Source organism: Kitasatospora sp. NBC_00315 (assembly GCF_041435095.1).
In the GTDB taxonomy this organism is placed as follows: Bacteria; Actinomycetota; Actinomycetes; order Streptomycetales; family Streptomycetaceae; genus Kitasatospora.
The window spans coordinates 7,677,189-7,701,618 of sequence record NZ_CP108025.1; the positions used below are offsets into that span (position 1 = coordinate 7,677,189).

Here is a 24,430-nt window from a genome sequence, read left to right on the forward strand (position 1 = left end):
CCTGACCGAGCCGGGAAGGCGGCCGGACGCAACCGCGCACCGGGCCCGGCCCGGTGGGCCCCGCGAGCGAGCGCCCGTCCGCCCCACCGCGGTGGCCCGCCGGTCGGGCGTCACGCAGCCGTGCCGCTCCCGCGCGGGAAGGCGCGGAAGCGGCACGGCGGCGAGCGGTGCACCGAGGCTCACTGCGGTGCGGTGCGGTTCAGTGTGGTGCGGTGTGGTGCGGTGCGGTGCGGTTCAGTGCGGTGCGGTGCGGGTCGGACCGGGTCAGGTCACGGGTACGAGACGACGTTGACCGGGGTGGTACCGGTGGGCGTGACCGCCCCCGTGTCGTTGATGACGTGGGTGATGGTGCCCTGGTAGTTCAACGAGACGCTGAGCAGCGAGTGGAACCGCACACCGCTGTTGTTGGGCACCTCGAAGGCGTGGTAGTTCGACACCGCCGGATTGACGTTGAAGTAGCAGTAACTGCCCACCCCCCACGCCTCGTGACTGGTGACGTTGTTGCCGACCTTGTAGGCGGCGTAGCCGTTGACCGAGGCGGAGCTCTTCCAGGCGGCCTGGTTGGGCACGTCGTAGGGGTTCTCGTTCTGGAAGAAGATCGTGCGGCCGCCCTGGCCGTTCCAGACCACCTCGTACTTCTGGTAGTGCTCCACGAACAGGCCCGTGGCGAGGACGTCGTTGCCGTTGACGATGAGGCCGGTGTCGGCGGTGTTGGTGGTCCAGCCGATGGTCCCGGCGTTGCCGTGGTCGGCGCGCCAGGCCCAGATGTGGTCGATGACGGTGTTGCCGCTGTTGACGACCAGGCTGTTGGTGGCCTTGCCGGCGAGCTGGCCGCCGATCCGGAAGAACACGTCCTGGATCGTGGTCGGGTTGGCCGCGTGGCTCGCGGAGGAGCCGGACGGGCCGACGGTCAGCAGCGCCTGGGAGTTGGTGGCGCCGGCGTCGAAGAGCAGGCCCTTGAGCCGGACCCCGTCCACGTCGGCGACCTGCATGGCGTTGACGCCGTTGTCGGGCACGAAGGTCGGGTAGCCGACACCGAGGACGACCGTGTTGGCCCGGGTGACGTTGAGCGTCTGGTTCAGGTGGTAGACACCCGGGGTGACGAACAGGTTGCAGCCCTGGGCGAGCGCGTTGTTGATGGTGGAGGCGGTGTCACCGGCCTTGACGACGTAGAACTGACTCATCGGTACGGAGCTGCCGGGAGTGCTGCCGGAGGCCCAGCTCGCGCCCGACGCGTTGGTGCGCAGGCTCGGGAGGAAGACGCGGTAGCGGTTGGAGCCGTCGACGTACAGGTAGGGGACGTCGCGGGAGACCGGGGTGGTGGCGAGCACAGTCTCGGGCGGGGTGGGGAAGGTGTTGGCCGGAGCGCCCTGGACGCCGGAGAACACCATGTTCCACACGCCGCCGTCCCAGCTGCCGAGGCCGCTGTCCCGGGTGTACCACTGCTGCTGGGAGATCGACGCCATCTGGCCGGTGACCCGGGTGTCGGCGACGTAGCCGCCGCTGGCCCAGCCGTAACTGGCCGGGTAGAGGGCGAGGTTGCCGTGCACGTCGATGCGGCGGAACGGGGCGGCCTGCGCCACCGCCCAGCGGTTGGTGCCGCCGCCGGGGTTGATGGCGAGGTTCTCGGCGCTGCGCCAGAAGTTCTGGGTGGCGTTGCCGGCGTCCGAGGCGTTGAAGGCGTCGACGGTGATGTTGCCGTTGATGGTCACGTCGTCGGGGTTCTGGCCGAGGCCGGCCACCGAGGTGTAGAAGCCGACGTTGTCATTCACGTTGTACGTACCCGGCTTGAACAGGTCGGCCACCCGGTTGGAGCTGAACTGCGCCGACTGGGTGTCCTTCATCTGGTTGAAGTGGGTGTCCAGCTGCGCCTGGATGGTGGCGGCGGACATGCTGGGGTCGTAGATGTGGACGTTGGGGCCGAAGTCCGGCGTGTCCGACTGCACCGGGCAGCTGGTCTGGGTGCCACCGATGGTGTAGGTCGCCGAGGCCACCGAGGAGTCGGTGAGACCCGACAGCTGGGCGAAGGCCTTGACGGTGCTGCTGGCGGTGACGCTGATCGGCCCGGTGTACGCCGGGGAGCTGCCGGTCGGGGTCGAGCCGTCACGGGTGTAGCGGATGGTCGCCCCGGCGGTGGCGTCGGAGATCGTCACCGTCTGGGCGGTGGCGAACTGCCCGCCGGCCGGGCTGAAGGTCGGCTGCGCCACCTGGCCGACGGTGCCGCCGCCGCCCTGGGTGTAGGCGAAGTGCGGCGTGTCGTACTGCGGGCCGCTCTTCTCGTAGGTGAACCAGTAGTCCAGGGCGTTGCCGGTGGCGAGCCCGCCGACGGTGTACGTCCAGGTGCCGGAGCCGTTGACCATCCGGATGTTCTGCTGGTTGGCCGAGTTGACCAGGAAGTGCACGTCGACGTAGAGCGCCGCGGTGGTCGGGGTGAAGGAGATCTTCGCCTGGGTGGTGCTGGTGGCGGTCACGCTCTGGGTGTAGTCGGCCGACGCGGCGGCGGCCGTACCCGCCACCGATGTCAGGCCGAGCCCACTGAGCAGGAGCGCCAGGACGGCCAGCAGCAGCGGGACGCGGCGGGCGCCCTGCCGCGGCCGTGGGCCGCGCGGGGGAGCAATGAGGTGGGTCATGCGGTGGTGGTCCTTCCCTGTTCATCACGGTGGGGGTGTGCGACGACACGGGACGGCACGACCGGGCCCCGGCGGGGGCCCGGTCGGATCCGGGACACGGGCGAGCGCTGCTCCATGGATGCTGTCGCGGGGTGAGGCAGGTGCTCGGCGGGAGGGCGCCTCCGGCAACTGCCGTACTCGGGGCGCGCCGGACCGGACCGGCCGAGGCCGGGCGGGCGCGGCGGCAGCCCGGTCGGTGGGATGTCCAGGGCGTGTCCGACAGGTCGGGTCGGATCGGCGCGCGGTGGCGGGCGTACCTCCCGGCCGAAGGCCGGCGGAGGACGTCCGGCGTCGCCGGTCCGGCGGGAGGCGCCGGACACGGCCCAGACGTCAGAAGCCTCCCGGTGGTCGCGGGGCCCGATCGACGATCGGCACTCCGGTCCCCGCCGGGGGCGCGGTGAAGGAAGGCACGGCCTTCTCCTTCGTGACGTGCATCGCTGCGCCGGGCCCTGGCGGGACGGGTGCGGACCGGCCGGGGAGGAGGCGGTCCGGCCGGGAGCGCCGCAGCGACTCTGCGGGCCGGGCAACGATGTGCGGATGAGTGGGGGCGGATCGCTCGCAGCGGTACGGGTGGGGGTGCCGGTGAGCGCGCCAGAGGTCACGGTGCGCACGATGAGAGCGCTCTCAAGACCAGGACGGTACCAGCTGTCGACAGGACGGCCAAGGGGGAGTGCGAGAAAGGCGGTGGCGCTCCTGGCTCTCAACTTCCTTTTCGGCCAAGGTCACTGACTGTGTGAGTGCTCCGATGCCGACGCGTCCGCGGGCGGCCCGCCCGGCGCTCCCGCTCCGCTGTCCGACCCCTGTGCGGGGTGGCTGCGATCCGGCTCGGGCGACGCCGGATCGGCCCGTCGCCGACGGCCCGGTAGGAGCGGCGGGACGGCGGGTGCCCGTCCCGGTGGGGTCGGTGCGCCGGCGCGGTGACCCGCGCGGTCCGCGGCGCGGCCCGGCCCGGCGACCGGTCGGCCGCACCCGCGAAGTCCGGATCACGACGCGGATCACCGTCAGCGATGTCACGTCCCGCCGTGCCGGTCTGTCCTATGGGCACGACCGAGACGACGGGAGTACGGGGATGAAGGTTCTACTGGCGGGTGCGAGTGGTGTGCTGGGCCGGAAGACCGCTCGGGAGCTGGTGGCGGCCGGGCACGAGGTGTCCGGGCTGGGGCGGGGAGCGGAGAACGCGGTGCGGGCCGATCTGCTGGACGCCGAGGCGGTGCTCCGGGCGGTCGACGGGCTCGCCTTCGACGTGGTGGTCCACGTGGCCACCGCGCTCCAGGGCCGGTCGATGATGCGCCACCGGGACATGTCGGCCACCAACGTCCTGCGCACCGAGGGAACGGCGAACCTGCTCGCCGCGACCCGTCTCACCGGCGCCCGGCGACTGGTGGTGGAGTCGATGATGTTCGGCTACGGCTACGGTGACCACGGCGACGAGAAGCTGGCCGAGGACCGGACCTTCGGCCCGCGGGGCGCGAACCCGTGGCTGGAGCGGCACGTCGGCGCGATGCGTGCCAAGGAGGAACTGGCCTTCACCGCCGACGGAATCGAGGGCGTGAGCCTGCGGTTCGGCATGTTCTACGGAGCCGGAGTGACCGGCACCACCGTGTTGCCGATGCTCCGAAGGCGCGCGCTGCCCGTGGTGCCGGACCACGGCCGCGCACTGTCCTGGGTGGACGCCGACGATGCCGCTCGCGCCGTCACTCTCGCGGTGACGAGCGAACAGGCGGCCGGGCGGGCGTACAACATCGTGGACGACACCCCGGTCGGCTTCGGCAGCCATGTCCGGTCCGTCGCCGCGGCGTTCGGGGCGCCGGCCCCGCTGACCGTCCCCCTGTGGCTGCTCAGGCCGGCCCCGCTGGCGCACACCATCATGGCCACCAACCTGCGCCTGGCCAACGACAGGGCGCGGCGCGAGCTGAACTGGGCGCCCACCCACGCCGACTGCGCCGACGGCCTCCGGGAGCTCGCCCGGGAGTCGGCCCACGTGTGAGGACGACTCATCCCGGGGATTCGACCACGGTCGGGAGGTGAGACGCCTGGGCGGTGACGCCAACGGGACGGTCGCGGCCGCCGACTCGACCCGCACGCCGACGACGTACTGCGGCACCTCGACGGTGACTCATCGTCGTGGCGTCGTGGCGTCATGCCGTCATGACGCCGGCCAGGTCGCCCGGGCCGTGATCAGGCCGGGGCCGGGGCGAACGGGCCGCCGGGGCCGAAGGCCAGGCGGGCGAAGTTCTCGCCGATGCGGCGGTGTCCGGCGGGGTCGGGATGGACCTCGTCGGGCAGCGGAATCTCGGCGAAGTCCTTCTCGCCGTAGAGCTCGCGACCGTCGAGGTAGTACAGGTTCGGGTCCTCGGCCGCACGCTGCTCGACGATCCGGGCGAGCGCGTCGCGGATGACGGTGAGGGTCAGACGTCCGGCGGCGCGTTCGGCCGGATCGCCCGTGGCCCTGAACCGTACGGTCCCGCCGTCGAAGTCCCCCGCGAGCGGCCCCGGGGTGTCCTCCTGGACGGGGCACAGGACGGACGACACCACCAGGAGCGGTGTGGCCGGGTGCCCCTCGCGGATGGTGTCCAGGAAGCCGTGGACCGCAGGCGTGAAGGCCCGCAGGCGCATCACGTCGGTGTTGACGATGTTGATGCCGATCTTGACGCTGACCAGGTCCGCGGGGGTGTCCCGGATCGCCCGGGCGGTGAACGGGTCGAGCAGCGCGCCGCCGCCGAATCCCAGGTTGATCAGCTCCACCGCGCCCCGGGCGGCGGCCAGCGCCGGCCAGACGGCGGTCGGGTGGCCGGCGTTCGACCCGTGGCTGATCGAACTGCCGTGGTGCAGCCAAACCCGGCGCCCGTCGGCCGGCGCCGGTTCGACCGGGGCGTCGGTGCGCAGGGCGATCAGCTCGGTGATCTCCGTGTGGGGGAGCCAGATCTCGACGTCCTTGTCCCGCGCGGGGAGATCGGTGAACCGGGCGGTGCCGGGAGCCCCTTCGCTCGACTCGACGGACCCGGTGGCCATGTCGATCGTGTGCAGCCTGCCGCCGGCCACCGTGGCCTGGGCGGTGAGACGGCCGTCGATCAGCAGGTCGTACACGCCGTCGGCGGGGGTCGGCAGCCCTCGGTAGGTCCTCTTGGTGGGCAGGGTGTCCAGTTCGACGACGGTGGCGCGGGTGCGGAAGGCCAGCCGCACACCGGAGGGCTGGGCCTCGGCCATGGCGAGTTGGCCGTCGGGGATCTGTCGGCGGGCCCGCGCGGGCAGTCGGTGCGGCAGCAGGCCGCCGTCCACGGTGCGCTCCAAATCCAGGGCGCCGCGCAGGAGCTCTGCGGTGACGGGTGTGGTGATCCGGTCGTGCTCGGTGTTCATCGTCCCAGCTTCTTGATCAGGATGTCCGGACTGCTCAGGTGCGTCGGTGCGCGGCGCTGCCGGGCGCCGGGGGTTCGGGTGCCGGGGGTGCGGGCGCCGGGCGTTCGGGGCGCGGGCCGGTCCGCAGCAGGACGTCGAGCGAGTCCACGATCCAGTTCCAGGATTCCTGCGGTTCGACGGCGGTGTGGCTGAAGCCGCCGCTCAGCTCCAGGCTGACGTAGCCGTGGAAGACGCTGCCCAGCATCCGGACCGCGTGGGTCTGGTCCGGCTCGGCCAGGTCGTAGCCGCGCAGGATCGCCCGCGTCATCTGCGCGTGCCTGACGCCCGCGGAGGCGGCCGCCGTCCGGGGGTCGAGCGGGAGCCGGGCGGCGGCGTAGCGGCCGGGGTGTTCGCGGGCGTAGTCGCGGTAGGCGTCCGCGAAGGCGGCCAGGGCGTCCCGGCCGGCGCGCCCCGCCAGGGCGGCGGCGACCCGGTCCGCGAGCTCCTCCAGGGCGAACAGGGCGATCCTGGTTCTGAGGTCCTGGGAACTCTTCAGGTGCGAGTACAGGCTCGCGACCTTGACGTCGAACCGCCGGGCGAGCGCCGAGACGGTCACCTGATCGAAGCCGACCTCGTCGGCCAGTTCCGCCCCTGCCCGGGTCAGGCGTTCCGTGGTCAGTCCTGCTCGAACCATGGCCTTCCTCCCATTCAGCTACAGCCATTGTGCATTTGCCTAATACATATAGGCAAATCGCCCCAGGGTGCGGGTGGTCGCCGGCCGCGTGGGAGGCGGCGCGACCGGCACCCGTCGGGCGGGTGGACGGGGCGACGGCCGGGTTTCCGGATCCGCGGCCGTCACGCGCGGCTGCGGGGGCACACGCCGTGCCGCGCCCCGCCGTCGGGCCGGTCGAGCGAGGGTGGCCGGCCCGGGAGCGTCATGACGGCGGCGCCCTCGGTGATCCGTCGGCGCGACCCGCAGCCCCTCTGCTCTCCCGCCGGGGCCGGAGAGCAGAGGGGCGGTCCGGGGCCGGGCCCCGGTCAGGCGGCGGCGTGCACCAACTCCCCACCCACGTAGGTGCGCAGCACCCGGGCTTCGGCGATCTCCTCCGGCGGGCCGGTGAGGATGTCGCGGTCCAGGACGACCAGGTCGGCGAGGTGGCCGGGGCGCAGACTGCCGGCGTCGTCCCAGCCGTTGACGTGCGCCGAACCGGCCGTGTAGGCGGCCAGCGCGGCGGTGGGGTCGAGCCGCTGCTCGGGCAGGAAGACCCGGCCGTCGGTGGCGCCGGGTTGCATCCGGTTGACGGCGACGTGGATGCCGGCGATCGGGTCCGGGCTGCTGACCGGCCAGTCGCTGCCGGCGGCCAGGGTGGCGCCGGCCCGCAGGAGGGCGGCGAACGGGTACTGCCAGGCGGCGCGTTCGGGGCCGAGGAAGGGGATGGTCAGCTCGTCCATCTGGGGTTCGTGGGCGGCCCACAGCGGCTGGATGTTGGCGATCGCCCCGACCTCGGCGAACCGCCGCAGGTCCTGCGGGTGGACGAGCTGGAGGTGGGCGAGGTGGTGCCGGGTGGCCCGGCGGCCGTTGGTCGCGCGTGCGGCCTCGACGGCGTCCAGCGCTTCGCGCACCGCGCGGTCCCCGAGGGCGTGGAAGTGCACCTGGAAGTCGAGCGCGTCCAACTCCGTGACGTACGAGCGCAGCGCCAGGGGGTCGACGAAACTCAGGCCGCTGTTGCCGGTCGCGCAGCCGCAACCGTCCAGGTAGGGGCTGGTCAGGCCGGCGGTGAAGTTCTCCGCGATGCCGTCCTGCATGACCTTCACCGAACCGACCCGGAACCGGCCGTGGCTCAACGCGGTCCGACGCGCGACGAGTTCGGGGATCTGTTCGGATCCCCGGTCGCGATCCCACCAGAGTGCGCCGCTCACCCGTGCGGTCAGGGAACCCGCGCGGGCGGCCGCCAGATAGGCGTCGGAGGGGTCGGGCTGGCCGTTGAAGACGCCGAGCAGCGCGTCCTGCCAGCCGGTGACGCCGAGCGAGTGCAGCAGGCTCTGGGCACGGAGCAGGCCGGCCGACCGGTCGGCGAGGGTGCCGGCCGGGATCATCCGGGCGACCAGGCCGGTGGCGCCCTCCTGGAGGACGCCACTCGGCGTGCCGTCGGCCTCGCGTTCGATCCGGCCGTCGGCGGGGTCGACGGACTCCCGTGTGAGACCGGCGAGTTCCAGCGCGCGACTGTTGGCCCAGGCGCCGTGGTGGTCCCGGTTCAGCAGGTAGACCGGACGATCGGAAACGACGGAGTCGATCATCTGCCGGGTCGGCAGGCCGCCCTCGAAGCTCTCCATCGACCAGCCGCTGCCGGTGATCCAGGGCCGGTCGGGGTGCGCGGCGGCGTAGCCGCGGATGCGTCGCAGGTACTCGTCGGCGCCCACGGTGCCAGTGAGGTCGCACTCGGCGAGCTCGGTTCCGCCGTACACGGCGTGGATGTGCGAGTCCTGGAAGCCGGGGATGAGCAACTTGCCTCTGAGGTCGACGACTTCGGTTCTCGGGCCGATCAGTTCGCGTACCTCGTCATGGCCCACCGCCGTGATCCGCTCGCCGGTGACGGCGAGGCCGGTCGCCCGGGTGCGGGCGGCGTCGGTGGTGTGGACGGGGCCGGCGGTGAAGACCAGGTCGGCCTTGGTCATGGCTGTTGCTCCGATGCGTCGGGGGTGAAGTAGGGCGACCGGCGGTGCCAGCGGGCCCAGGCGGCGGCCGGCAGACCGCTGCCGATCATCAGGGCCGGACAGAGCAGCTGGAACCAGCCGTTGTCGGCCCTGATCGCGAAGTGGTCGGCGGAGTCGTAGAAGCTCCAGGCGAGGTAGCCGCCGACGGCGAGCAGCACGGCGGCTCCCAGCAGCGGCCCGACCACCGCGCGCAGGGCCTCCGACGGCGCGTCGCGCAGCAGGTGGCGGAAGCGCACGGCCGAGGCGATCGCGGTCAGCGCGTAGTAGAGGGCGACGATGATGCCGATCGCGTTGACCGCCGCCAGGATCAGGTCGCTGACGGTCGGGATGACCAGGGCGAGGAGGGCGATGCCGGAGGCGATCGCGGTGATCAGCACGGTGCCGACGGCGGGCGTGAGGTGGCGGGGGTGGATGCGGGTCCAGACCGGCCCGAGCGTGCCGTCGCGGCCCATCGCGTACAGGCCGCGCGCGGTGGGGATGACGGCGGCCTGCAGCGAGGCCGTCGCCGAGAAGGTCAGGGCGATCAGCGGCAGCGAGGCCAGTGGCTGGGAGGCGAGCCGTTCGCCGAAGTAGGTGAGGCCCTGTGCGCCGTTGTCGGCCAGCGCGTCCAACGGCAGGACCCGCTGGAAGGCGGTGCCGGCGAACACGAAGAGCAGCATCACGGCGGTCAGCGCGACGAAGCCGCTGCGGGAGGCGTCGCGCGGGTCGCGGACCTCCTCCCCGATGCTGAAGACGGATTCGAAGCCCCAGTAGCAGAACACCGCGAGCACCATGCCGTGGGCGAACGCGGAGAAGGAGGGAATGGCGAGGGGGTTGAACCAGTCGACCGTGAAGGGCTGGTCGCCCGTGAGGAGTCCGTAGCCGCAGAAGCCGATGAGCACAACGTACTCGAAGACCAGCAGGTACCTCTGGAGGCGGGCCGCGAGGTCCAGGCCCCGTACGGCGACCAGGGTGGCCAGGGCCAGCACGGCCAGGCCCAGCACGGTGGTCTGCACGGTGGAGTCGGGATCCAGCGTGAGGCCGGCGATCCGGTGGAGGCGGGCCTGGCCGGCGAGCTGGATGATCGCCGAACCGGTCACCGCGGTGGTGTAGGCCATGAAGACGACGGTGCCGACGATGTTGACCCACCCGGTGAGGAAGCCGAGCCAGGGGCTGAGGGTGCGGCCCACCCAGGTGTAGCTGCTGCCGGCATCGGGCTCCACCCGGTTGAGCCTGCCGTAGCCGCCGGCGATGCCCAGCACGGGCAGGAAGGCCAGCAACATGACGGCCGGCAGGTGCAGGCCGACGACGCCCGCCATCAGACCGAGACCGATGCCGATGCTGCTGGTCGCCGCCATGGAGGAGGCGGCGACCACCGCACCGCTGACGACACCGACGGATCTGCGCATCGCGGTGGGGGATTCGCCGGTGCCCGGGCGCGCATCTCTCCTCGCGTCCTTGCTCGTTGTCGCCAACGGATTACCGCCTTGCTCGTGGGGGTGCCGGCCCCTGGGCCGGTGGCTGGAAATAAAACCTCAGCGCCCCTACAGCGTCAATGCCGTTGTCATAAGGTGCGGGCATGACCGAACGAGTGGTTCCCGAGACGGAGCGGCGGCGCAGAAGGCCCACCAAGCAGGGCACGGTGCTGACGGAGTCGATCATCGTGGAGACGGCGCTGCGCCTGATCGGACAGCACGGTGCGCAGGCGTTGACCGTGCGGCGCCTGGGCGCCGCGCTGGGCGCCGACCCGAGCGCGATCTACCGCTACTTCCACAGCACCGACGACCTGCTGCTCGCCGTCGCGGAGGAGATGATCGGCCGGGTCCAGCGTGAGTGGCGGCCCACCGGCGACTGGCGGACCGACCTGTCCGACCTCGGCACGCGGATCCACGCCTGCTACGCGGCGCACCCCCAGGTCGCGCTGCTCGCCGCGCACCGGACCACCGGGCGCGGCAACGAGATGCGGGTGGTCGAGACGATCCTGGGCATTCTGCGCTCGGCGGGCTTTCCCGATCCCGAGGCGGTACGGATCTACCACGCCTTCGTCGACCAGGCGCTCGCCTTCGCGGCCCTCGACGCCGCCACGCTGGCGCTGCCGCAGGAGGCCCGGGCGGCCGACGGCGAGGTCTGGCACTCCCGCTACGCGCGACTGTCTCCCGACAGCCACCCCAACATCGCCGCCACCGCCCGTCTCCTGGCCGCCGACATGCGCGGGAGCGGCTACCCCGCCGCACTGGAGCTGCTGCTGGACGCCGCCGCCGTCCGCCTGCTGCCGGGCGGCGCCGCCTGAGAGCCGCCCGCGAACCGCGGGCGGCCGCAGGAGAGACGGCGACAGCCGTGCTCGCGGCCCCACCGGGCGGGGCCGGGGGAGTGGTCAGCGGGGTCGTCGTCCGGTGAGGAGGTGCCAGCGGTCGTGTGCGGCGTCGAGGTCCCGCCGAGCTTCGGGGATGCGGGTGTCGGCGCGCTGGCGGGCGGTGACCGCGTCGAGTCGCAGTCGCGCCTCCTCCTGCTCGGCGGTGTCGGTCTTCGTGCTCCGGAGCTCCGCCGCGGCCTGCCGGATGAGGGCGGGACGCTCCCGGGCGAGTGTCTTGGCGGACGCGATGGCGTTGTGGACATCGACGACGAAGCGACGGACGTCCTCCTCGGCGACCTCCTCGACGGGGTAGGTCAGCAGATGCTGCTTCCCGTCCGGGGCGACCAGGTACACGTGCCCGGCGGTCGGGGAGTGGTCGGAGCGGAGGGCGATCTCGTGCAGGGGGAGGTCCGCGCTCAGGGCGTCGGTGTGCACGGCGAGGACGTGCTCGTGGAGGGAGAGGGCGCCGAGCTCGGACCGGTGTCCGCCGCGGCCGGGGTTGCGCAGGGTGTCGAGGTGCTCCTCGGCCCGGCGCACCCGGCGCCGGTGGGCCGCGGCGGCGGACTCGACGGTGGCCTTCGCGCGGCTGAGTTCCTTCCGCGCGGTCCGCTCCAGGCCGCGCAGGGTGTCCCGTGCGGTGCCGAGGTCGCGGCGCGCGTCGTCGTGCTCGGGCGCGAACACGTGCCTCCAACTGCCCGGGTAGCGGTAGAACCGCAGGCCGACCACGGCGGCCGCGACCACGACGAGCAGCAGTATCCAGACCCCAGCGTTCACGACGCCCTCCCCGGACGGCAGTTGTCCTCCCCGGCCGGCCCCCGATGCGGCGTCGGGTTGCCGCGTCGACGATCTGCACCTGGCCGGGAGGGTTCAAATCCACTGAACAATAGCGGGGTTGGCGGCGCGCCGGTTGCCGCGCGGCAAACGGCCGGCCACGCCGGCCCGCTCGTCGACGCCGCCGGTGGGCGCGGTGGCGGTCCGCGGCACGTGGCGTGCCTCCGGTCCTCGGCGCCACCGGCCGCGAGGGCCTGCCCGCGCGACCTGTCGCCGCGTCCGCCCGTGCGGCACCGCCCGGATCGGCGGTCCTTCGGTACCGGCCGGTGGCCCGCACGACGGTGGAGCCGTCCGGGACGGTCACCCGCGTCATGTCCGCCGACTGCGCTCCTACGCCCACTACCACGTCTGCAACGGTGCGGTGATCTCGGCGCAGTTCGGCGACACCAGGGCGGACGCCGCCGCAAAGCCTGACCGGTCGTCACTTCAGTGGCGTCGATCGCGGATCCGCGACCGGCGCCACTGTGTCGTGCCGGGCGCCGTTTCGACGTCGATCCTCCCGAGTACGGGTGGGGCCGCACGGATCGGCCGTCCTTCCTCTTCGAAAGTTTCGTCCGTAATCGCGGTCGTCTCGCGAACCGTAGGGTCGTGCTGATGTCGCGTCAAGACCCGGTGCAGGCTTTGCTGGACGGTCAACTGCTGGATTGGACCTGCCTTCGAAATGTTTCGAGCTGAGAAGGCAAAAATCTCGGCGAACTTTCGGAAACAGAGTCATTGACCCTCGTTCCGAGCCGGGCACATACTGTCCAGCGATCGAAGCCTCCCGAACCGCAGGCGACTCTCCACCGGCCCACCCACCCAACCACCCATCCGGACGCGCCACAGAGGCGTGTCCCGGGCCGGAGAGCGGAGATCCGGGTCCGTCACCGTCAGGACCCGGTCTCCGGACCTCGATCGCAGCACGACCGGTCCACCCAGGCCGCGTTGAACGCGCCGAGCCGCGGTCACGGCCGCGGCGGCCGGCCTCACCCGGCCGCCGCCGGCCCCGTCGGTCCGTCCCACGCCGCCCACCCTCCCCACCCTCCCCACCCGCCTTCACCAGGAGGAAGCAGGCCCATGAACAACACCCCCACCCGATGGAAGGGCCGCACGGGCAGCCGCGTCAGGCTGCTCATCGCGCTGGTCGCGGCGGTGCTGCTGGTGCCCGGCACCGCGCACGCCGACACGACTGTCACCTCGAACCAGACCGGAACCAACAACGGCTACTACTACTCGTTCTGGACCGACGGGGGCGGCTCGACCTCCATGGGCCTCGGAGCCGCCGGCGCCTACAGCACGTCGTGGAGCAACACCGGCAACTTCGTCGCCGGCAAGGGCTGGAGCACCGGTGGTCGCAGGAGCGTGAACTACTCGGGCAGCTTCAACCCGTCCGGCAACGCGTACCTGTCCCTCTACGGATGGACGACGAGCCCGCTCGTGGAGTACTACATCGTCGACAACTGGGGCACCTACCGGCCCACGGGCACCTACAAGGGCACCGTCACCACCGACGGCGGCACCTACGACATCTACGAGACGACCCGGGTCAACGCCCCGTCCATCGAGGGCACCAAGACGTTCAACCAGTACTGGAGCGTCCGCCAGTCGAAGCGCACCGGTGGCACCATCACCACCGGCAACCACTTCGACGCGTGGGCCAAGTACGGGATGAACATGGGCAGTTTCAACTACATGATCCTCGCCACCGAGGGCTACCAGAGCAGTGGGAACTCCAACATCACGGTGGCCGACGGCGGCACCTCCGGTGGCGGTTCGACCGGCACCGGCGGCTGCACCGCGACGCTCTCGGCCGGCCAGAGCTGGAGCGACCGCTACAACCTCAACGTCGCGGTCAGCGGCTCCACCAAGTGGACCGTGACGATGAACGTCCCGTCCCCGGAGAAGATCCTCTCCACCTGGAACATCAACGCGAGCTACCCCAGCAGCCAGGTGCTGACCGCCACCCCGAACGGCAGCGGCAACAACTTCGGCGTGACGGTCCAGACCAACGGTTCCACGACCTGGCCGACGGTCTCCTGCAGCGCGAGCTGACCGGAGAGGACGGGGTAGCGCCGTTCCTCTGGCGCCGCGTTCCTGACGCCGCGCCGTCACATCGCACGTGTCACATCGCACGTGTCAGATCGCACGTGTCACATCGCACCATCGGGTACCGAGCCGGCGTCCGTTCGCCGCGCGCCAGGGCGTGCGCCCGGGAAGCACGAGTGTGCCTCCCGGGCGCACGCCTGACCGGAGGTCAGACGGCCCGGCGTGCGGTCAGCGCGTTGAGCAGGGCCGCGCCCCGTTCGGCGTCGTCGACACTGACGGCGAATTCGGTGCCCGTGCGGGAGCGGACGACCAGGCACGCGCCCCGCCGGAGCATCACGGTCGTGCCCCGGGCGTCCAGCCGGCAGCCCCAGCCGCCGGCCTGGGCGGGTGTGCGGTCCTCGGCGCGCGCGGACTCGACCTCGTCGAGCGGCCAGTGCCGGACGGGCAGGCCGACCGGGCCGAAGGCGACGTCCAGACCCCGCTCGGTCACCCGGGCCTGCACCGAGGAGCAGCCGAGGACGACCACCGAGGTGATCGCGAGAGCGGTGACCAGCGTCCACGGCGTCCCGATCAGGCCGCCGGCCGCCGCGAGGACGGCTGTCGCGGCGGCCAGGCCCGTCACGGCGGCGAGCAGGTTGAGCCAGGGGTTGACCGTGCGGGAGAGCCAGACCACCTGCTCGCCCTCGGGGAGGTCGAGCGTCGGGCCGTCCGCCGGCGGGCGCGGCGCCGGTCCGGTGGCGCCCCGGCGGCCGACCAGGTGGCCGAGCAGGCCCGCGGCCGTCGCGGCCGCCAGGACGAGCAGCACGACCGCGCCGACCGGTCCGGCCTCGCGCCAGTCGGAGCGGTCCAGGTTGGCGTGCACGAGCGAGGCCTGAGCGCCGGTCAGGAGGACGCCGCCGAACGCCGTCGCGGCCCCCGCCCGGGCCCTCGACCGCAGCCCCCCGCGCCGGCGCAGGACGGTGGCGGCCGCCACCAGGAGCCCCCAGATCAGCGTGGGGAGCAGCGCCGCCGCCCAGAGCGGCATCGAGCTGTCGGGTGTGCCGCCGCTCCAGTGGGTGGCGAGCGGCTCCGGCAGCCGGTTGCGGGCACACCACGGCAGAGCCGGCAGCAGGACGAGAACCCCTGCCGACCAGGTCAGCGCCCCCCATGAGCGGATCCTGCTCCGCTGTTCCCCGTCGTTCACGACATCCCCCTGATCATTTCGATGAGATCCGCCTTGTCGTAGCCGGCGCGGGCGGCGTCGGCGATCAGCCGGCGTGCCCGGTCCAGCAGGTCGGACCGGTGGTCCGCGTCGGCCGCGACGGTGATCCCGCGACCCCGGCGGAACTCCAGCACCCCTTCGTCGCGCAGTGTGCGAAGGCCGCGCAGGACGGTGTTGCTGTTGACGCCGAGGGCCCCGGAGAGGTCCCGCGCGGGCGGCAGCCGGTCGCCCGGTCCGCATTCGCCTTCGGCGATCGCGCGTCGGATCGCCCCCGCCACCTGCTCGTGCAGGGGACGGGTGTCTGCGGTGTCCAGTCTCAGCAGCATGGTGCTAATGACGATAGCACCATTGTCGCCAGGCGGGAGGGGGCCGCCGGTGGCGCCGGGGGAGGGCCGCCACGGAGAGGCCACCGCGCAGCGGGACCGGCCGGTCCCGACCCATCCCCGACCGCACCGGGCGGCGCCCCGACCGCGTCGGCCGTGCCCCCAGCCGTTCCGAGCGGCCCCCCACCCGTTCCGGCCGGCGCCCGTCTGGACCGATGGGGCGACATCGGCCCGGCGCGACCGGCCGGCGAGCGGCCGGTCACATACGCTGAGCCGGCCGCTGCTCGGGCGGTCAGGCTGTCCGGCGGCTCGACGGGAGTGCACGGTGGTGACCTCGGCTTCGGACGCTGGTGCTCCCTCGTCCTCGGCGCGCCGGCGGTTGCGGGCGTGGTTGCTGGAGGGCGCGTCGGACCGGGTCAAGCAGCACCCCGGCCCGCACGCCGAGGCCCCCGCGGAGCAGAGGCAGCGCTGGTGGCGGGTGATGTGCCTGACCGGTCTGGACTACTTCTCCACCCTGGGCTACCAGCCGGGTATCGCGGCGCTGGCGGCCGGGCTGCTTTCGCCGGTGGCGACCATCGTGCTGGTGATCGTCACCCTGTGCGGGGCGCTGCCGGTCTACCGGAGGGTGGCCCAGGAGAGCCCGCACGGGCAGGGATCGATCGCCATGCTGGAGCGCCTGCTGTCGTTCTGGCAGGGGAAACTGTTCGTGCTGGCCCTGCTCGGCTTCGCCGCCACCGACTTCGTGATCACCATCACCCTCTCCGCGGCCGACGCCACCGCGCACCTGGTGGAGAACCCCCACCTGACCGGCGCGCTGCACGGCCGCCAGGTGCTGATCACCATGATCCTGGTGGCCCTGCTCGGGGCGGTGTTCCTCAAGGGCTTCAGCGAGGCGATCGGCGTGGCCGTGGTCCTGGTGGCGGTCTACCTCGCGCTGAACGTGGTGGTGGTCGCGGTCGGGCTCTACCACGTGCTGACCGAACCGCAGCTGATCACGGACTGGACCAACGCGCTGACCGCCGAGCACGGCAACGTGGTGGCCATGGTCGGGGTGGCCCTGCTGGTCTTCCCGAAACTCGCCCTGGGCCTGTCCGGTTTCGAGACCGGGGTGGCGGTCATGCCGCACATCGAGGGGGACGAGGGCGACACCGAGGAGCGGCCGGCCGGGCGGATCCGGGGCACCCGCAAACTGCTCACCACCGCCGCCTTGATCATGAGCGTGTTCCTGATCACCAGCAGCTTCATCACGACCCTGCTCATCCCTGCGGCGGCGTTCGAGCCCGGTGGCGCGGCCAACGGCCGCGCCCTGGCCTACCTGGCCCACAAGTACGTGGGCGGCGCGTTCGGTACCGTCTACGACGCCTCCACCATCGCCATCCTCTGGTTCGCCGGGGCCTCGGCGATGGCCGGCCTGCTCAACCTGCTGCCCCGGTACCTGCCGCGCTACGGCATGGCGCCGCACTGGGCGCGAGCCGTGCGCCCGATGGTGCTGGTGCTCACCGGGGTCGCCTTCCTGATCACCTGGATCTTCGACGCCAGCGTCGACGAGCAGGGCGGTGCCTACGCCACCGGCGTCCTGGTCCTGATCACCTCGGCCGCCATCGCGGTGACCATCGCCGCGCACAAGGCCGGCCAGCGCGGCTGGACCGTGGGCTTCGCGGTCATCGCGGCGGTGTTCGTCTACACCACCGGCGACAACATCGCCGAGCGGCCCGACGGTGTGAAGATCGGTGCCTGCTTCATCGCCGCGATCGTGCTGGTCTCCTTGGCCTCCCGGCTCGCCCGGGCCTTCGAGCTCCGCGTCACCGACGTGGTCCTGGACCCGGTCGCGGCCCGCTTCGTGCGGGACTGCTCGAACCGGACGATCCGGCTGATCGCCAATCAGCCCAACGGCCGCGACCTGGCGGAGTACCGGGACAAGCTCCACCAGATCCGGACGGACAACGACATCCCGGCCGAGGACGACCTGGTGTTCGTGGAGGTCACCGTCCGGGATCCGTCCGACTTCGAGGCGGAGCTGACCGTCCACGGCGAGGTGCTGCACGACCGCTACCGCGTCCTGACGCTGGAGCACTCCAGCATCCCCAACGCCCTCGCGGCGCTGCTGCTGTACATCCGGGACGCGACCGGGCAGCAGCCCCACATCTACTTCGAGTGGACCGAGGGCAATCCCTTCGCGCAGTTCCTGCGCTTCTTCCTGTTCGGTCAGGGCGAGGTCGCCCCGGTCACCCGCGAGGTCCTCCGGGAGGCCGAGTCCGACCGCGCCCGACGGCCCCGGGTGCACGTCGGCTGACCGGCCGACGCGGCGCCCCCGGGCGGGGCTTCGGGCGGGGCTTCGGGCGGGGCTTGCGGGTGGGGCTTGCGGGTGGGGCGCGGCCGGGGCCGCCCGCATCGGCAAAAGGGGCCAAAGCTAGCATGTGTGTGCGCATCGCCTAGCTCGAAAGATGGACCTGTGACTGTCAACGAAGACGTGTTCACGAACTGGAAGAACCGCGAGGAGATCGCGGAGTCGATGATCCCGATCATCGGGCGACTGAACCGGGAGCGGGACGTCACCGTCCTGGTGCACAGCCGCTCGCTGGTCAACAAGTCGGTGGTCAGCATCCTCAAGACCCACCGCTTCGCCCGCCAGATAGCCGGCGAGGAGCTCTCCGTCACCGAGACGCTGCCGTTCCTGCACGCGCTCGCCGCGCTGGACCTCGGCCCCTCCCAGATCGACATCGGGATGCTCGCCGCGACCTACGGGGCCGACGGCCGCGGGCTCTCGGTGGAGGAGTTCACCGCCGAGGCGGTCGCCGGTGCCACCGGTGCCAACAAGCTCGACCGCCGCGAGCCGCGCGACGTCGTCCTGTACGGCTTCGGCCGCATCGGCCGGCTCCTCGCCCGCCTGCTGATCGAGAAGGCCGGCTCGGGCAACGGCCTGCGGCTGCGCGCCATCGTCGTGCGCAGCGGCGGCGACGAGGATCTCGTCAAGCGCGCCTCGCTGCTGCGCCGTGACTCCATCCACGGCCAGTTCCAGGGCACGATCACGGTGGACGAGGCGAACAGCAGGATCATCGCCAACGGCACCGAGATCGCGGTGATCTACTCCAACGACCCGACCTCGGTGGACTACACCGCCTACGGCATCGACGACGCCATCCTGATCGACAACACCGGCCGGTGGCGCGACCGCGAGGGCCTGTCGAAGCACCTCCGGCCCGGCATCGCCAAGGTGGTGCTGACCGCACCTGGCAAGGGCGACGTCCCGAACATCGTCCACGGCGTCAACCACGACACGATCAAGCCCGACGAGCAGATCCTCTCCTGCGCGTCGTGCACCACCAACGCGATCGTCCCGCCGCTGAAGGCGATGGCGGACGAGTACGGCGTCCTGCGCGGCCACGTGGAGACGGTCCACTCGTACACCAACGACCAGAACCTGCTGGACAACTACCACGACTCCGACCGGCGCGGCCGCTCGGCGGCCCTGAACATGGTCATCACCGAGACCGGAGCCGCCTCCGCCGTCGCCAAGGCGCTGCCCGACCTGAAGGCGACGATCACCGGCAGCTCGATCCGCGTCCCGGTGCCGGACGTCTCGATCGCTATCCTCAATCTGCAGCTCGCGCGCGGGACCACCCGCGAGGAGGTCCTCGACCACCTCCGCAACGTGTCGCTGACCTCGCCGCTCAAGCGCCAGATCGACTTCATCAGCGCTCCCGACGCGGTGTCGAGCGACTTCATCGGCTCGCGCCACGCCTCGATCGTCGATGCCGGTGCCACCAAGGTCGAGGGCGACAACGCGATCCTCTACCTCTGGTACGACAACGAGTTCGGGTACTCGTGCCAGGTGATCCGCGTCGTCCAGCACGTCTCCGGGGTGGAGTACCCGACGTACCCGACGCCGGCGCTCTGAGGCCCGGCGGTTCGTCCGGCCCGGCCCGGCGCCACCCGTCCGATCTTCTGACGCTCTGACGGTCCGACGTTCTGGCGGTCCGGTGGGAAGCGGTGGTGGGCCGGCGGTCCGGTGGGCGGGTGCCGTGCCGGTGCGGCGATCGATCCGGGCCGGATTCCGGTCGTCGTCCCACCGGCCACCGGCCACCGGCCACCGGGCCCGGGTCGGCCGGGCCGCTCCGGCCAGGTGGTGTGCGGCTGCGGTCAGGGCCGGTCGAACCAGGCGAAGGCCGCGATCCGCCAGCCGTCCGGGGTACGGACGAACTGGATGCTCTTGGTCCCGCCGCCTTCGAACGGCTCGCCGTCCAGGACACCGGATTTGCGGTACTCGCCGACCCGCGACGCGATGTCGCCCGCGATCTCGGTCCGCTCCGAGGTCTCCCACTCGGAGAACTCGGCCAGCCGGCCGTCGGTCAGCAGCCGCAGACGAGGCTCGATGAACGCGTCGACCGTGTAGACGGCGAACTCGGGGCCGGTCCGGACGATCAGGCCGGCCGGAATCATCAGCCGGCGGATCCTGGCCAGGTCGGGGGTCCGGCCGCCCCGGTTGTCGAAGGCGCCGAAGAACTCGGCGGTGACCAGGTCGATCTCGGTCTTGGACATGGCGCGACGGTAGCACCGGAGCGGCGCCGGGCGCCGTAGCCACCGGGCGGCCGTCCCGGCGTCCCCGGCGTCCCCGGCGTCCTGGGGCTCTCCGGCCGGGTGTCCGCCCGGCCGGTCAGTCAACGGCGGGCGCGGGGCCCGGCTCTGCGGTCCGACGGGCATACACCTCGATCTCGATCTTCATGCGGGGATCGGCCAGGCCGCACACGAGCATCGTCGCGGCCGGGCGGATGTCGCCGAAGCAACGGCGAAGGGTGGGCCAGCACGGCTGGAAGTCCTCGCGGTCGGGCAGCAGGTATCTGACCCGTACCACATCGGCGAACGTGCACCCTGCCTCGACCAGTGCCGCTTCGACGTTGCGCAGGCACTGCTCGGCCTGCTCGATCACGTCGTCCGAGATGGTCATGGCCGCGTAATCGAATCCGGTCGTCCCGGACACGTGCACCCAGTCGCCGTCGACCACCGCTCGGGCGTAGCCGATCTCCTCCTCGAAGGTGGAGCCGCTCAAGATCGTGCGTCGCTCTGTCATGCGGCGAAAGGTAGGCAGCCAGCGGTGATATGTCCAATACTCAGACAGGTGTCACGTGATATCCCTGTCGGTATGGATCGCCCGGAGCTCGGACTCCAGCAACTTCACGCCTTCACGGTGCTCGCCGAGGAACTCCACTTCGGACGGGCGGCGGAGCGGCTCGGCATCGCGCAGCCGCCGCTCAGTCAGCAGATCCGCCGGCTGGAGGTGAAGGTGGGACACCCGCTGTTCACCCGAGGGCCCGGCCGGGTCGCCCTCACCCCGGCCGGGAACGAACTCCTGCCGGCCGCTCTGCGCGCGCTCGACGAGGTCGCCGTCGGCCTGGACGCGGCACGGCGCGTCGGCAGCGGTGCGGCCGGTCGCATCCGGATCGGTTTCTCCGCGTCGCTGGCGCTGACCCTCCTGCCGGGCCTCCTGAGTGCCCATCGAGACCGGTGTCCCGGTGTGGACCTGGAGATCCGCGAGATGACCACGGCGCCGCAGGTGACCGCCCTGCGAGAGCACGTGATCGACATCGGGCTTCTCCGGGAGCCGCCGGACGAGCCGGGGCTGAGCACGGAGACGATCCTCTCCGAGGAGTTCGTCGTCGTCCTGCCGGCCGCCCATCCCCTCGCGGCCCGACGTGTCGTCCCCGTCGAGGCGCTGGCGGACGAGCCGCTCGTGCTGCTGCCGCGCAGTGCCGGACCGACTGTCCACAGCCGCATCCTCGACCTGTGCCACGACGCGGGATTCGAACCCCGCCTGGGCCAGCAGGCGGTGGAGTGGCAGACGGTCTGCGCGCTGGTCGAGGCGGGACTCGGGGTCTCGCTCGCCCCGGCGAGCATTCGCCGGATCCGCCTCACGGGTGTCGCCTACCGCCGGATCGAGCCGAACACCGCGCGCACCACGGTGGCGATGGCCTGGCGCCACGACGACCGGAACCCCCTGGTCTCCCGATTCCTGGAGACCGTCCGCGGTGCGTCCTGAGCCGGCGTCTCGGTGCCTCGGTGTCGCGCGGGCACGGCGTCAGGTGCGGACGGGCAGGCCCTCGCTGGTGACGAAGTAGAAGACGGGCAGTGCGATGAAGACGGTGAGCGCGATGATCGGTGACACCAGGACGCCGACCGCCCCGGCGACCAGGTAGGCCACCGCCCCGGCCCAGGAGCGGAGCCGTCCGTGGGCGACGTAGGTGGGTTCCACGGCCTGGTCGAGCAGTTCCGGGTGCCGGGCGAGGTGTCGGTAGAGCACGATCCAGCTGCCGCACATGGCGGCCGCGATCCCGGCGTACAGGGCGACGGCCACCCGTGCGTCGGGGCCGGAGACATCGCTCTGCAGCGCTTCGGAGAGCACCAGGGTGGGAAAGGCGAGCGCGGCCGTGGTGAAGAGCAGGAGCAGGTTGGCGGCGTGCAGACCGCGATCCGTCGCGCGGATCCGCACGAAGGCCTGATGATGGTTCAGCCAGATCACCGCCACGTAGCTGAAGGAGGCCAGATAGCCGAGGTAGGCCGGCCACTGGCGAAGCAGGGCTCGTCCCAGACCGCCGGGCCGGTGCGGCGGATCGGTGAGGCCGAGCACGAGGATGGTTACCGCGATCGCGAACACGCCGTCGCTGAACGCCTCCGCGCGGGCGGTCTCCGAACGGCTGAACCGGCGGGGGAGGCCGTGCTCCTCGGACATGTGCATCTCCTTGATCCGGTTTTGGTTGAATGATAAATTACACCAGGCTCGACCCCGAACGTGCTCGACCCCGAACAGGCTCGCCCCGACCGGCAGCAGGAGGAACGATGACGACCAGCGTGACGGACAGCCCTGACCGATCGCGATACGAGATCACCGAAGACGGCGAGCTCGCCGGGTTCGCCGAGTATCACCGCCACGAGGGAGAACTCGCCTTCATCCACACCGAGATCGATCCGGGATTCGCCGGACGCGGCCTGGCCGGCGAGCTGGCCCGCGCGGCCCTCGACGACGCCCGGCGCCAGGGGCTCGCGGTGCTCCCGTACTGCCCCTTCATCCGGGGGTGGATCACCAAGCACCCGGACTACGTCGACCTGGTGCCCGAGACCCACCGCGCACGGTTCGGCCTGTGAGCCCCGCACCGGTGGAACGCGCCCCGGGCGCCGGCGCCGCCGGTCCCGCCGAGGCGATCGCTCCCAGGGGCCCCGGCGCGGCCGCCGCACCCGCCGCACCCGCCGCACCCGGCGTGCCCCCCGCCTCCGCCTCCGGCGCGCCCGCCGGCGGGTTCGTCCGGGCGGCGGCCGCCGTCGTGACCAGCACGGCCGACGACTACCGGGTGGACATCCGCTCCGGTCGGCACCGGCTGGCCGCCGACGAGCCGGAGGCGAGCGGGGGCGCCGACACCGCCACCACGCCGGTCGGCCTGCTGCTGTCCGCGCTCGGCTCCTGCACCGCGATCACCCTGCGGATGTACGCGCAGCGCAAGGCGTGGCCGCTGCGGACCGTCCGGGTGCACCTCGGCTACGAGAAGGGCGCCGACAAGGCCGTGCGCATCACACGGCGGATCGACCTGATCGGCGACCTGGACGAGGCCCAGCGCGCCCGGCTGCTCGACATCGCGGAACGGACCCCCGTCACCCGCGCGGTCACCGCCGGCACGCCGGTCGTGGCGGTCGACGCGCACCCGGCGTCCTGAAGGCGCGGGGGAGCGGGCGTTCACCCGGCGGGTGCGCGGCTCCTCGACGTCCGGGGCGTTCATGGCGTCCCCGGTGTGCGGGGCGTTCATGACGCCTCCGGCGCCCGGGCGGCGTCGGGCTCGCGGTGCCGTCAGTCCTCGCCGACAAGGCCGGACAGGGAGCGCGCACCTGACGCCCAGTCGGCCAGGCCCGCGCGTGCGACCAGGTGAATGCCCTGGTCCAGCGCGAACCGCTCCGCGTCCCTGGTGAACCGGCCGTTGGTGACGACCACGGCGACGTCCGCCCGGTGCACGGACCAGGCCGTGCCGTTCACCTGGTAGACGGCCGGGGCCCCGACCGATCCCCGGCCGTGGGTGAAGTGCTTCGCCTGGATCACGTACCGACGCGCCGACGGCGACACCGCGATCACGTCGGCCGCCCTGTCGTTCGCGTGGCCGCCGGCCTTGACGATCTGGAAGCCGTCCCGCTTCAGCAGGTCGGCCAGGTACAGCTCGAAGGCCCGGAAGGGTATCACGTCGAGCCCGGCCGGTCCGGTCGGCGGGACGCTGCTCCAGGGCGCTGGAGCCGCCGCGAACCTCTCCCGGTCGGGTGCCGTCCGGTCGGGTGCCGTCCGGCCCGAGGCCGCCGGCGGTGACGGGCCGTTCGGGGCCGGCCAGGGAGCTTCGTAGGGCAGCCAGGCGGCGCCGGCCGCCGCCGTGATCTCCGCCTCGGCCACCGCCGCTGCCGCCTCTTGCGCCTCCTCCTCCCGCGTCCTCGGGCCGGGGATGACGAACATCGTCGTCCTGTCCTCGCCGCAGCCCCGGACGTCGCTGCGCTCGAACAGGCCGTGCTCCCCGGTGTAGGACTCCACCCAGTCTTCGTACACGCGCCGCGCCTCGGACCAGCGCACGGTCTCGAGCACCCGGCGGCGGTGGCGCGTCGCCTGGACGGCGTAGTACGGCCAGACACCCCCGAGGAAGATCCGGTCCACCCGGTCGCGGAACCGGCTGTACGAGAGCAACGTGGGTGTCACGTCCGCCTGGGCCCGCAGTTCGTCCGACAACTGGTTCAACCCGGTGGCCGAGTCGTAGAGCAGCCTGGCCTCGTCGGCCATGGAGGTCAGGGGCGGGAGCTCCACCCGCCCCGGACGCAGGGCGGGTGGGTCCCCCGCCGTCCGTTCCGCCCGCTCCTCCCGTGCTTCCTCCACGCTGTCCCCCAGCCGTTCTTCCAGTGGTCCGGGCATCGCGGGAAGGCTACCGGGGTGACGGACGGGGCGTCAGAGCCGGGGGCGGGTGGTGCCGCCCCACCCCTCGGCGGG

General features: G+C 72.2%; 20 protein-coding genes. 8 read left to right on the forward strand and 12 right to left on the reverse strand.

The features are described from left to right. Positions 1–269 precede the first annotated feature (269 nt). Positions 270–2,630 carry a chitobiase/beta-hexosaminidase C-terminal domain-containing protein gene (locus tag OG823_RS31815; protein WP_371483671.1) on the reverse strand — a complete coding sequence of 787 codons (2,361 nt, stop codon included), beginning with the start codon at positions 2,628–2,630 and terminating at the stop codon, positions 270–272. Between the two features lie 1,108 nt (positions 2,631–3,738). On the opposite strand from OG823_RS31815, the gene OG823_RS31820 reads away from it, so the two are divergent. Next, a complete protein-coding gene (locus tag OG823_RS31820; protein WP_371483672.1) occupies positions 3,739–4,656 on the forward strand; it encodes an NAD-dependent epimerase/dehydratase family protein in 918 nt (305 codons plus the stop codon). A gap of 191 nt (positions 4,657–4,847) precedes the next feature. Here OG823_RS31820 and OG823_RS31825 read toward each other — a convergent pair whose 3' ends face one another. The 4 genes from OG823_RS31825 to OG823_RS31840 all read right to left on the reverse strand — a co-directional run bounded on the left by OG823_RS31825 (position 4,848) and on the right by OG823_RS31840 (position 10,108). Continuing rightward, the gene (locus tag OG823_RS31825; protein WP_371483673.1) at positions 4,848–6,026 is read right to left on the reverse strand and encodes a GDSL-type esterase/lipase family protein; all 1,179 of its coding nucleotides are present in this window, start codon (positions 6,024–6,026) and stop codon (positions 4,848–4,850) included. 34 nt (positions 6,027–6,060) lie between these two features. Then, entirely contained in the window at positions 6,061–6,699 is a 639-nt protein-coding gene (locus tag OG823_RS31830; RefSeq protein ID WP_371483674.1) for a TetR/AcrR family transcriptional regulator, read from the reverse strand. 344 nt (positions 6,700–7,043) lie between these two features. Beyond that, complete coding sequence (locus tag OG823_RS31835) at positions 7,044–8,681, reverse strand: amidohydrolase (protein WP_371483675.1); 1,638 nt, start codon at positions 8,679–8,681, stop codon at positions 7,044–7,046. Then, a complete protein-coding gene (locus OG823_RS31840; protein WP_371483676.1) occupies positions 8,678–10,108 on the reverse strand; it encodes an APC family permease in 1,431 nt (476 codons plus the stop codon). Before OG823_RS31840 ends, OG823_RS31835 begins: the two co-directional genes overlap by 4 nt. 170 nt (positions 10,109–10,278) lie before the next feature. Between OG823_RS31840 and OG823_RS31845 the strand changes: the two genes are divergently transcribed. After that, a complete protein-coding gene (locus OG823_RS31845) occupies positions 10,279–10,989 on the forward strand; it encodes a TetR/AcrR family transcriptional regulator (protein ID WP_371483677.1) in 711 nt (236 codons plus the stop codon). Between the two features lie 84 nt (positions 10,990–11,073). On the opposite strand, the gene OG823_RS31850 is transcribed toward OG823_RS31845, so the two are convergent. Next, positions 11,074–11,826: a hypothetical protein gene (locus OG823_RS31850; protein ID WP_371483678.1), complete on the reverse strand. Its 753-nt coding sequence runs from the start codon at positions 11,824–11,826 to the stop codon at positions 11,074–11,076. 1,113 nt (positions 11,827–12,939) lie between these two features. On the opposite strand from OG823_RS31850, the gene OG823_RS31855 reads away from it, so the two are divergent. Beyond that, complete coding sequence (locus tag OG823_RS31855) at positions 12,940–13,914, forward strand: glycoside hydrolase family 11 protein (RefSeq protein ID WP_371483679.1); 975 nt, start codon at positions 12,940–12,942, stop codon at positions 13,912–13,914. A 202-nt stretch (positions 13,915–14,116) separates the two neighbouring features. On the opposite strand, the gene OG823_RS31860 is transcribed toward OG823_RS31855, so the two are convergent. Both OG823_RS31860 and OG823_RS31865 read right to left on the reverse strand, forming a co-directional pair. Continuing rightward, the gene (locus tag OG823_RS31860) at positions 14,117–15,091 is read right to left on the reverse strand and encodes a DUF1648 domain-containing protein (RefSeq protein ID WP_371483681.1); all 975 of its coding nucleotides are present in this window, start codon (positions 15,089–15,091) and stop codon (positions 14,117–14,119) included. After that, positions 15,088–15,435, reverse strand: coding sequence for a GntR family transcriptional regulator (locus tag OG823_RS31865; RefSeq protein WP_371483683.1), 348 nt, complete (start codon positions 15,433–15,435; stop codon positions 15,088–15,090). Before OG823_RS31865 ends, OG823_RS31860 begins: the two co-directional genes overlap by 4 nt. A 322-nt stretch (positions 15,436–15,757) precedes the next feature. Between OG823_RS31865 and OG823_RS31870 the strand changes: the two genes are divergently transcribed. After that, complete coding sequence (locus OG823_RS31870) at positions 15,758–17,725, forward strand: amino acid transporter (RefSeq protein WP_371483684.1); 1,968 nt, start codon at positions 15,758–15,760, stop codon at positions 17,723–17,725. Between the two features lie 159 nt (positions 17,726–17,884). Further along, positions 17,885–19,330, forward strand: a complete 1,446-nt coding sequence (locus OG823_RS31875; RefSeq protein ID WP_371483685.1) for a glyceraldehyde-3-phosphate dehydrogenase — start codon at positions 17,885–17,887, stop codon at positions 19,328–19,330. A 242-nt stretch (positions 19,331–19,572) separates the two neighbouring features. Here the strand turns inward: OG823_RS31875 and OG823_RS31880 are convergent, their stop codons facing one another. Further along, positions 19,573–19,971, reverse strand: a complete 399-nt coding sequence (locus OG823_RS31880; RefSeq protein ID WP_371483686.1) for a DUF4440 domain-containing protein — start codon at positions 19,969–19,971, stop codon at positions 19,573–19,575. Between the two features lie 115 nt (positions 19,972–20,086). Then, positions 20,087–20,500 (reverse strand): RidA family protein, encoded by a 414-nt coding sequence (locus OG823_RS31885; RefSeq protein ID WP_371483687.1) that lies wholly within the window; start codon positions 20,498–20,500, stop codon positions 20,087–20,089. Between the two features lie 72 nt (positions 20,501–20,572). On the opposite strand from OG823_RS31885, the gene OG823_RS31890 reads away from it, so the two are divergent. Next, complete coding sequence (locus OG823_RS31890) at positions 20,573–21,466, forward strand: LysR family transcriptional regulator (protein ID WP_371483688.1); 894 nt, start codon at positions 20,573–20,575, stop codon at positions 21,464–21,466. Positions 21,467–21,505: 39 nt separating this feature from the next. On the opposite strand, the gene OG823_RS31895 is transcribed toward OG823_RS31890, so the two are convergent. After that, the gene (locus tag OG823_RS31895) at positions 21,506–22,156 is read right to left on the reverse strand and encodes a TMEM175 family protein (protein WP_371483690.1); all 651 of its coding nucleotides are present in this window, start codon (positions 22,154–22,156) and stop codon (positions 21,506–21,508) included. 107 nt (positions 22,157–22,263) lie between these two features. On the opposite strand from OG823_RS31895, the gene OG823_RS31900 reads away from it, so the two are divergent. Continuing rightward, positions 22,264–22,569: a GNAT family N-acetyltransferase gene (locus OG823_RS31900; protein ID WP_371483691.1), complete on the forward strand. Its 306-nt coding sequence runs from the start codon at positions 22,264–22,266 to the stop codon at positions 22,567–22,569. Next, positions 22,566–23,132, forward strand: coding sequence for an OsmC family protein (locus tag OG823_RS31905; RefSeq protein ID WP_371483692.1), 567 nt, complete (start codon positions 22,566–22,568; stop codon positions 23,130–23,132). Before OG823_RS31900 ends, OG823_RS31905 begins: the two co-directional genes overlap by 4 nt. A gap of 131 nt (positions 23,133–23,263) precedes the next feature. Here the strand turns inward: OG823_RS31905 and OG823_RS31910 are convergent, their stop codons facing one another. Next, positions 23,264–24,355: a restriction endonuclease gene (locus tag OG823_RS31910; protein ID WP_371483693.1), complete on the reverse strand. Its 1,092-nt coding sequence runs from the start codon at positions 24,353–24,355 to the stop codon at positions 23,264–23,266. Positions 24,356–24,430: the final 75 nt, after the last annotated feature.

Bases quoted from the DNA above. Each gene is read 5' to 3' on its own strand.
- OG823_RS31815 (WP_371483671.1), bottom strand. From the start codon at position 2,630: ATGACCCACCTCATTGCTCCCCCGCGCGGCCCACGGCCGCGGCAGGGC.
- OG823_RS31820 (WP_371483672.1), top strand. From the start codon at position 3,739: ATGAAGGTTCTACTGGCGGGTGCGAGTGGTGTGCTGGGCCGGAAGACC.
- OG823_RS31825 (WP_371483673.1), bottom strand. From the start codon at position 6,026: ATGAACACCGAGCACGACCGGATCACCACACCCGTCACCGCAGAGCTC.
- OG823_RS31830 (WP_371483674.1), bottom strand. From the start codon at position 6,699: ATGGTTCGAGCAGGACTGACCACGGAACGCCTGACCCGGGCAGGGGCG.
- OG823_RS31835 (WP_371483675.1), bottom strand. From the start codon at position 8,681: ATGACCAAGGCCGACCTGGTCTTCACCGCCGGCCCCGTCCACACCACC.
- OG823_RS31840 (WP_371483676.1), bottom strand. From the start codon at position 10,108: ATGCGCAGATCCGTCGGTGTCGTCAGCGGTGCGGTGGTCGCCGCCTCC.
- OG823_RS31845 (WP_371483677.1), top strand. From the start codon at position 10,279: ATGACCGAACGAGTGGTTCCCGAGACGGAGCGGCGGCGCAGAAGGCCC.
- OG823_RS31855 (WP_371483679.1), top strand. From the start codon at position 12,940: ATGAACAACACCCCCACCCGATGGAAGGGCCGCACGGGCAGCCGCGTC.
- OG823_RS31865 (WP_371483683.1), bottom strand. From the start codon at position 15,435: ATGCTGCTGAGACTGGACACCGCAGACACCCGTCCCCTGCACGAGCAG.
- OG823_RS31880 (WP_371483686.1), bottom strand. From the start codon at position 19,971: ATGTCCAAGACCGAGATCGACCTGGTCACCGCCGAGTTCTTCGGCGCC.
- OG823_RS31885 (WP_371483687.1), bottom strand. From the start codon at position 20,500: ATGACAGAGCGACGCACGATCTTGAGCGGCTCCACCTTCGAGGAGGAG.
- OG823_RS31890 (WP_371483688.1), top strand. From the start codon at position 20,573: ATGGATCGCCCGGAGCTCGGACTCCAGCAACTTCACGCCTTCACGGTG.
- OG823_RS31895 (WP_371483690.1), bottom strand. From the start codon at position 22,156: ATGTCCGAGGAGCACGGCCTCCCCCGCCGGTTCAGCCGTTCGGAGACC.
- OG823_RS31900 (WP_371483691.1), top strand. From the start codon at position 22,264: ATGACGACCAGCGTGACGGACAGCCCTGACCGATCGCGATACGAGATC.
- OG823_RS31910 (WP_371483693.1), bottom strand. From the start codon at position 24,355: ATGCCCGGACCACTGGAAGAACGGCTGGGGGACAGCGTGGAGGAAGCA.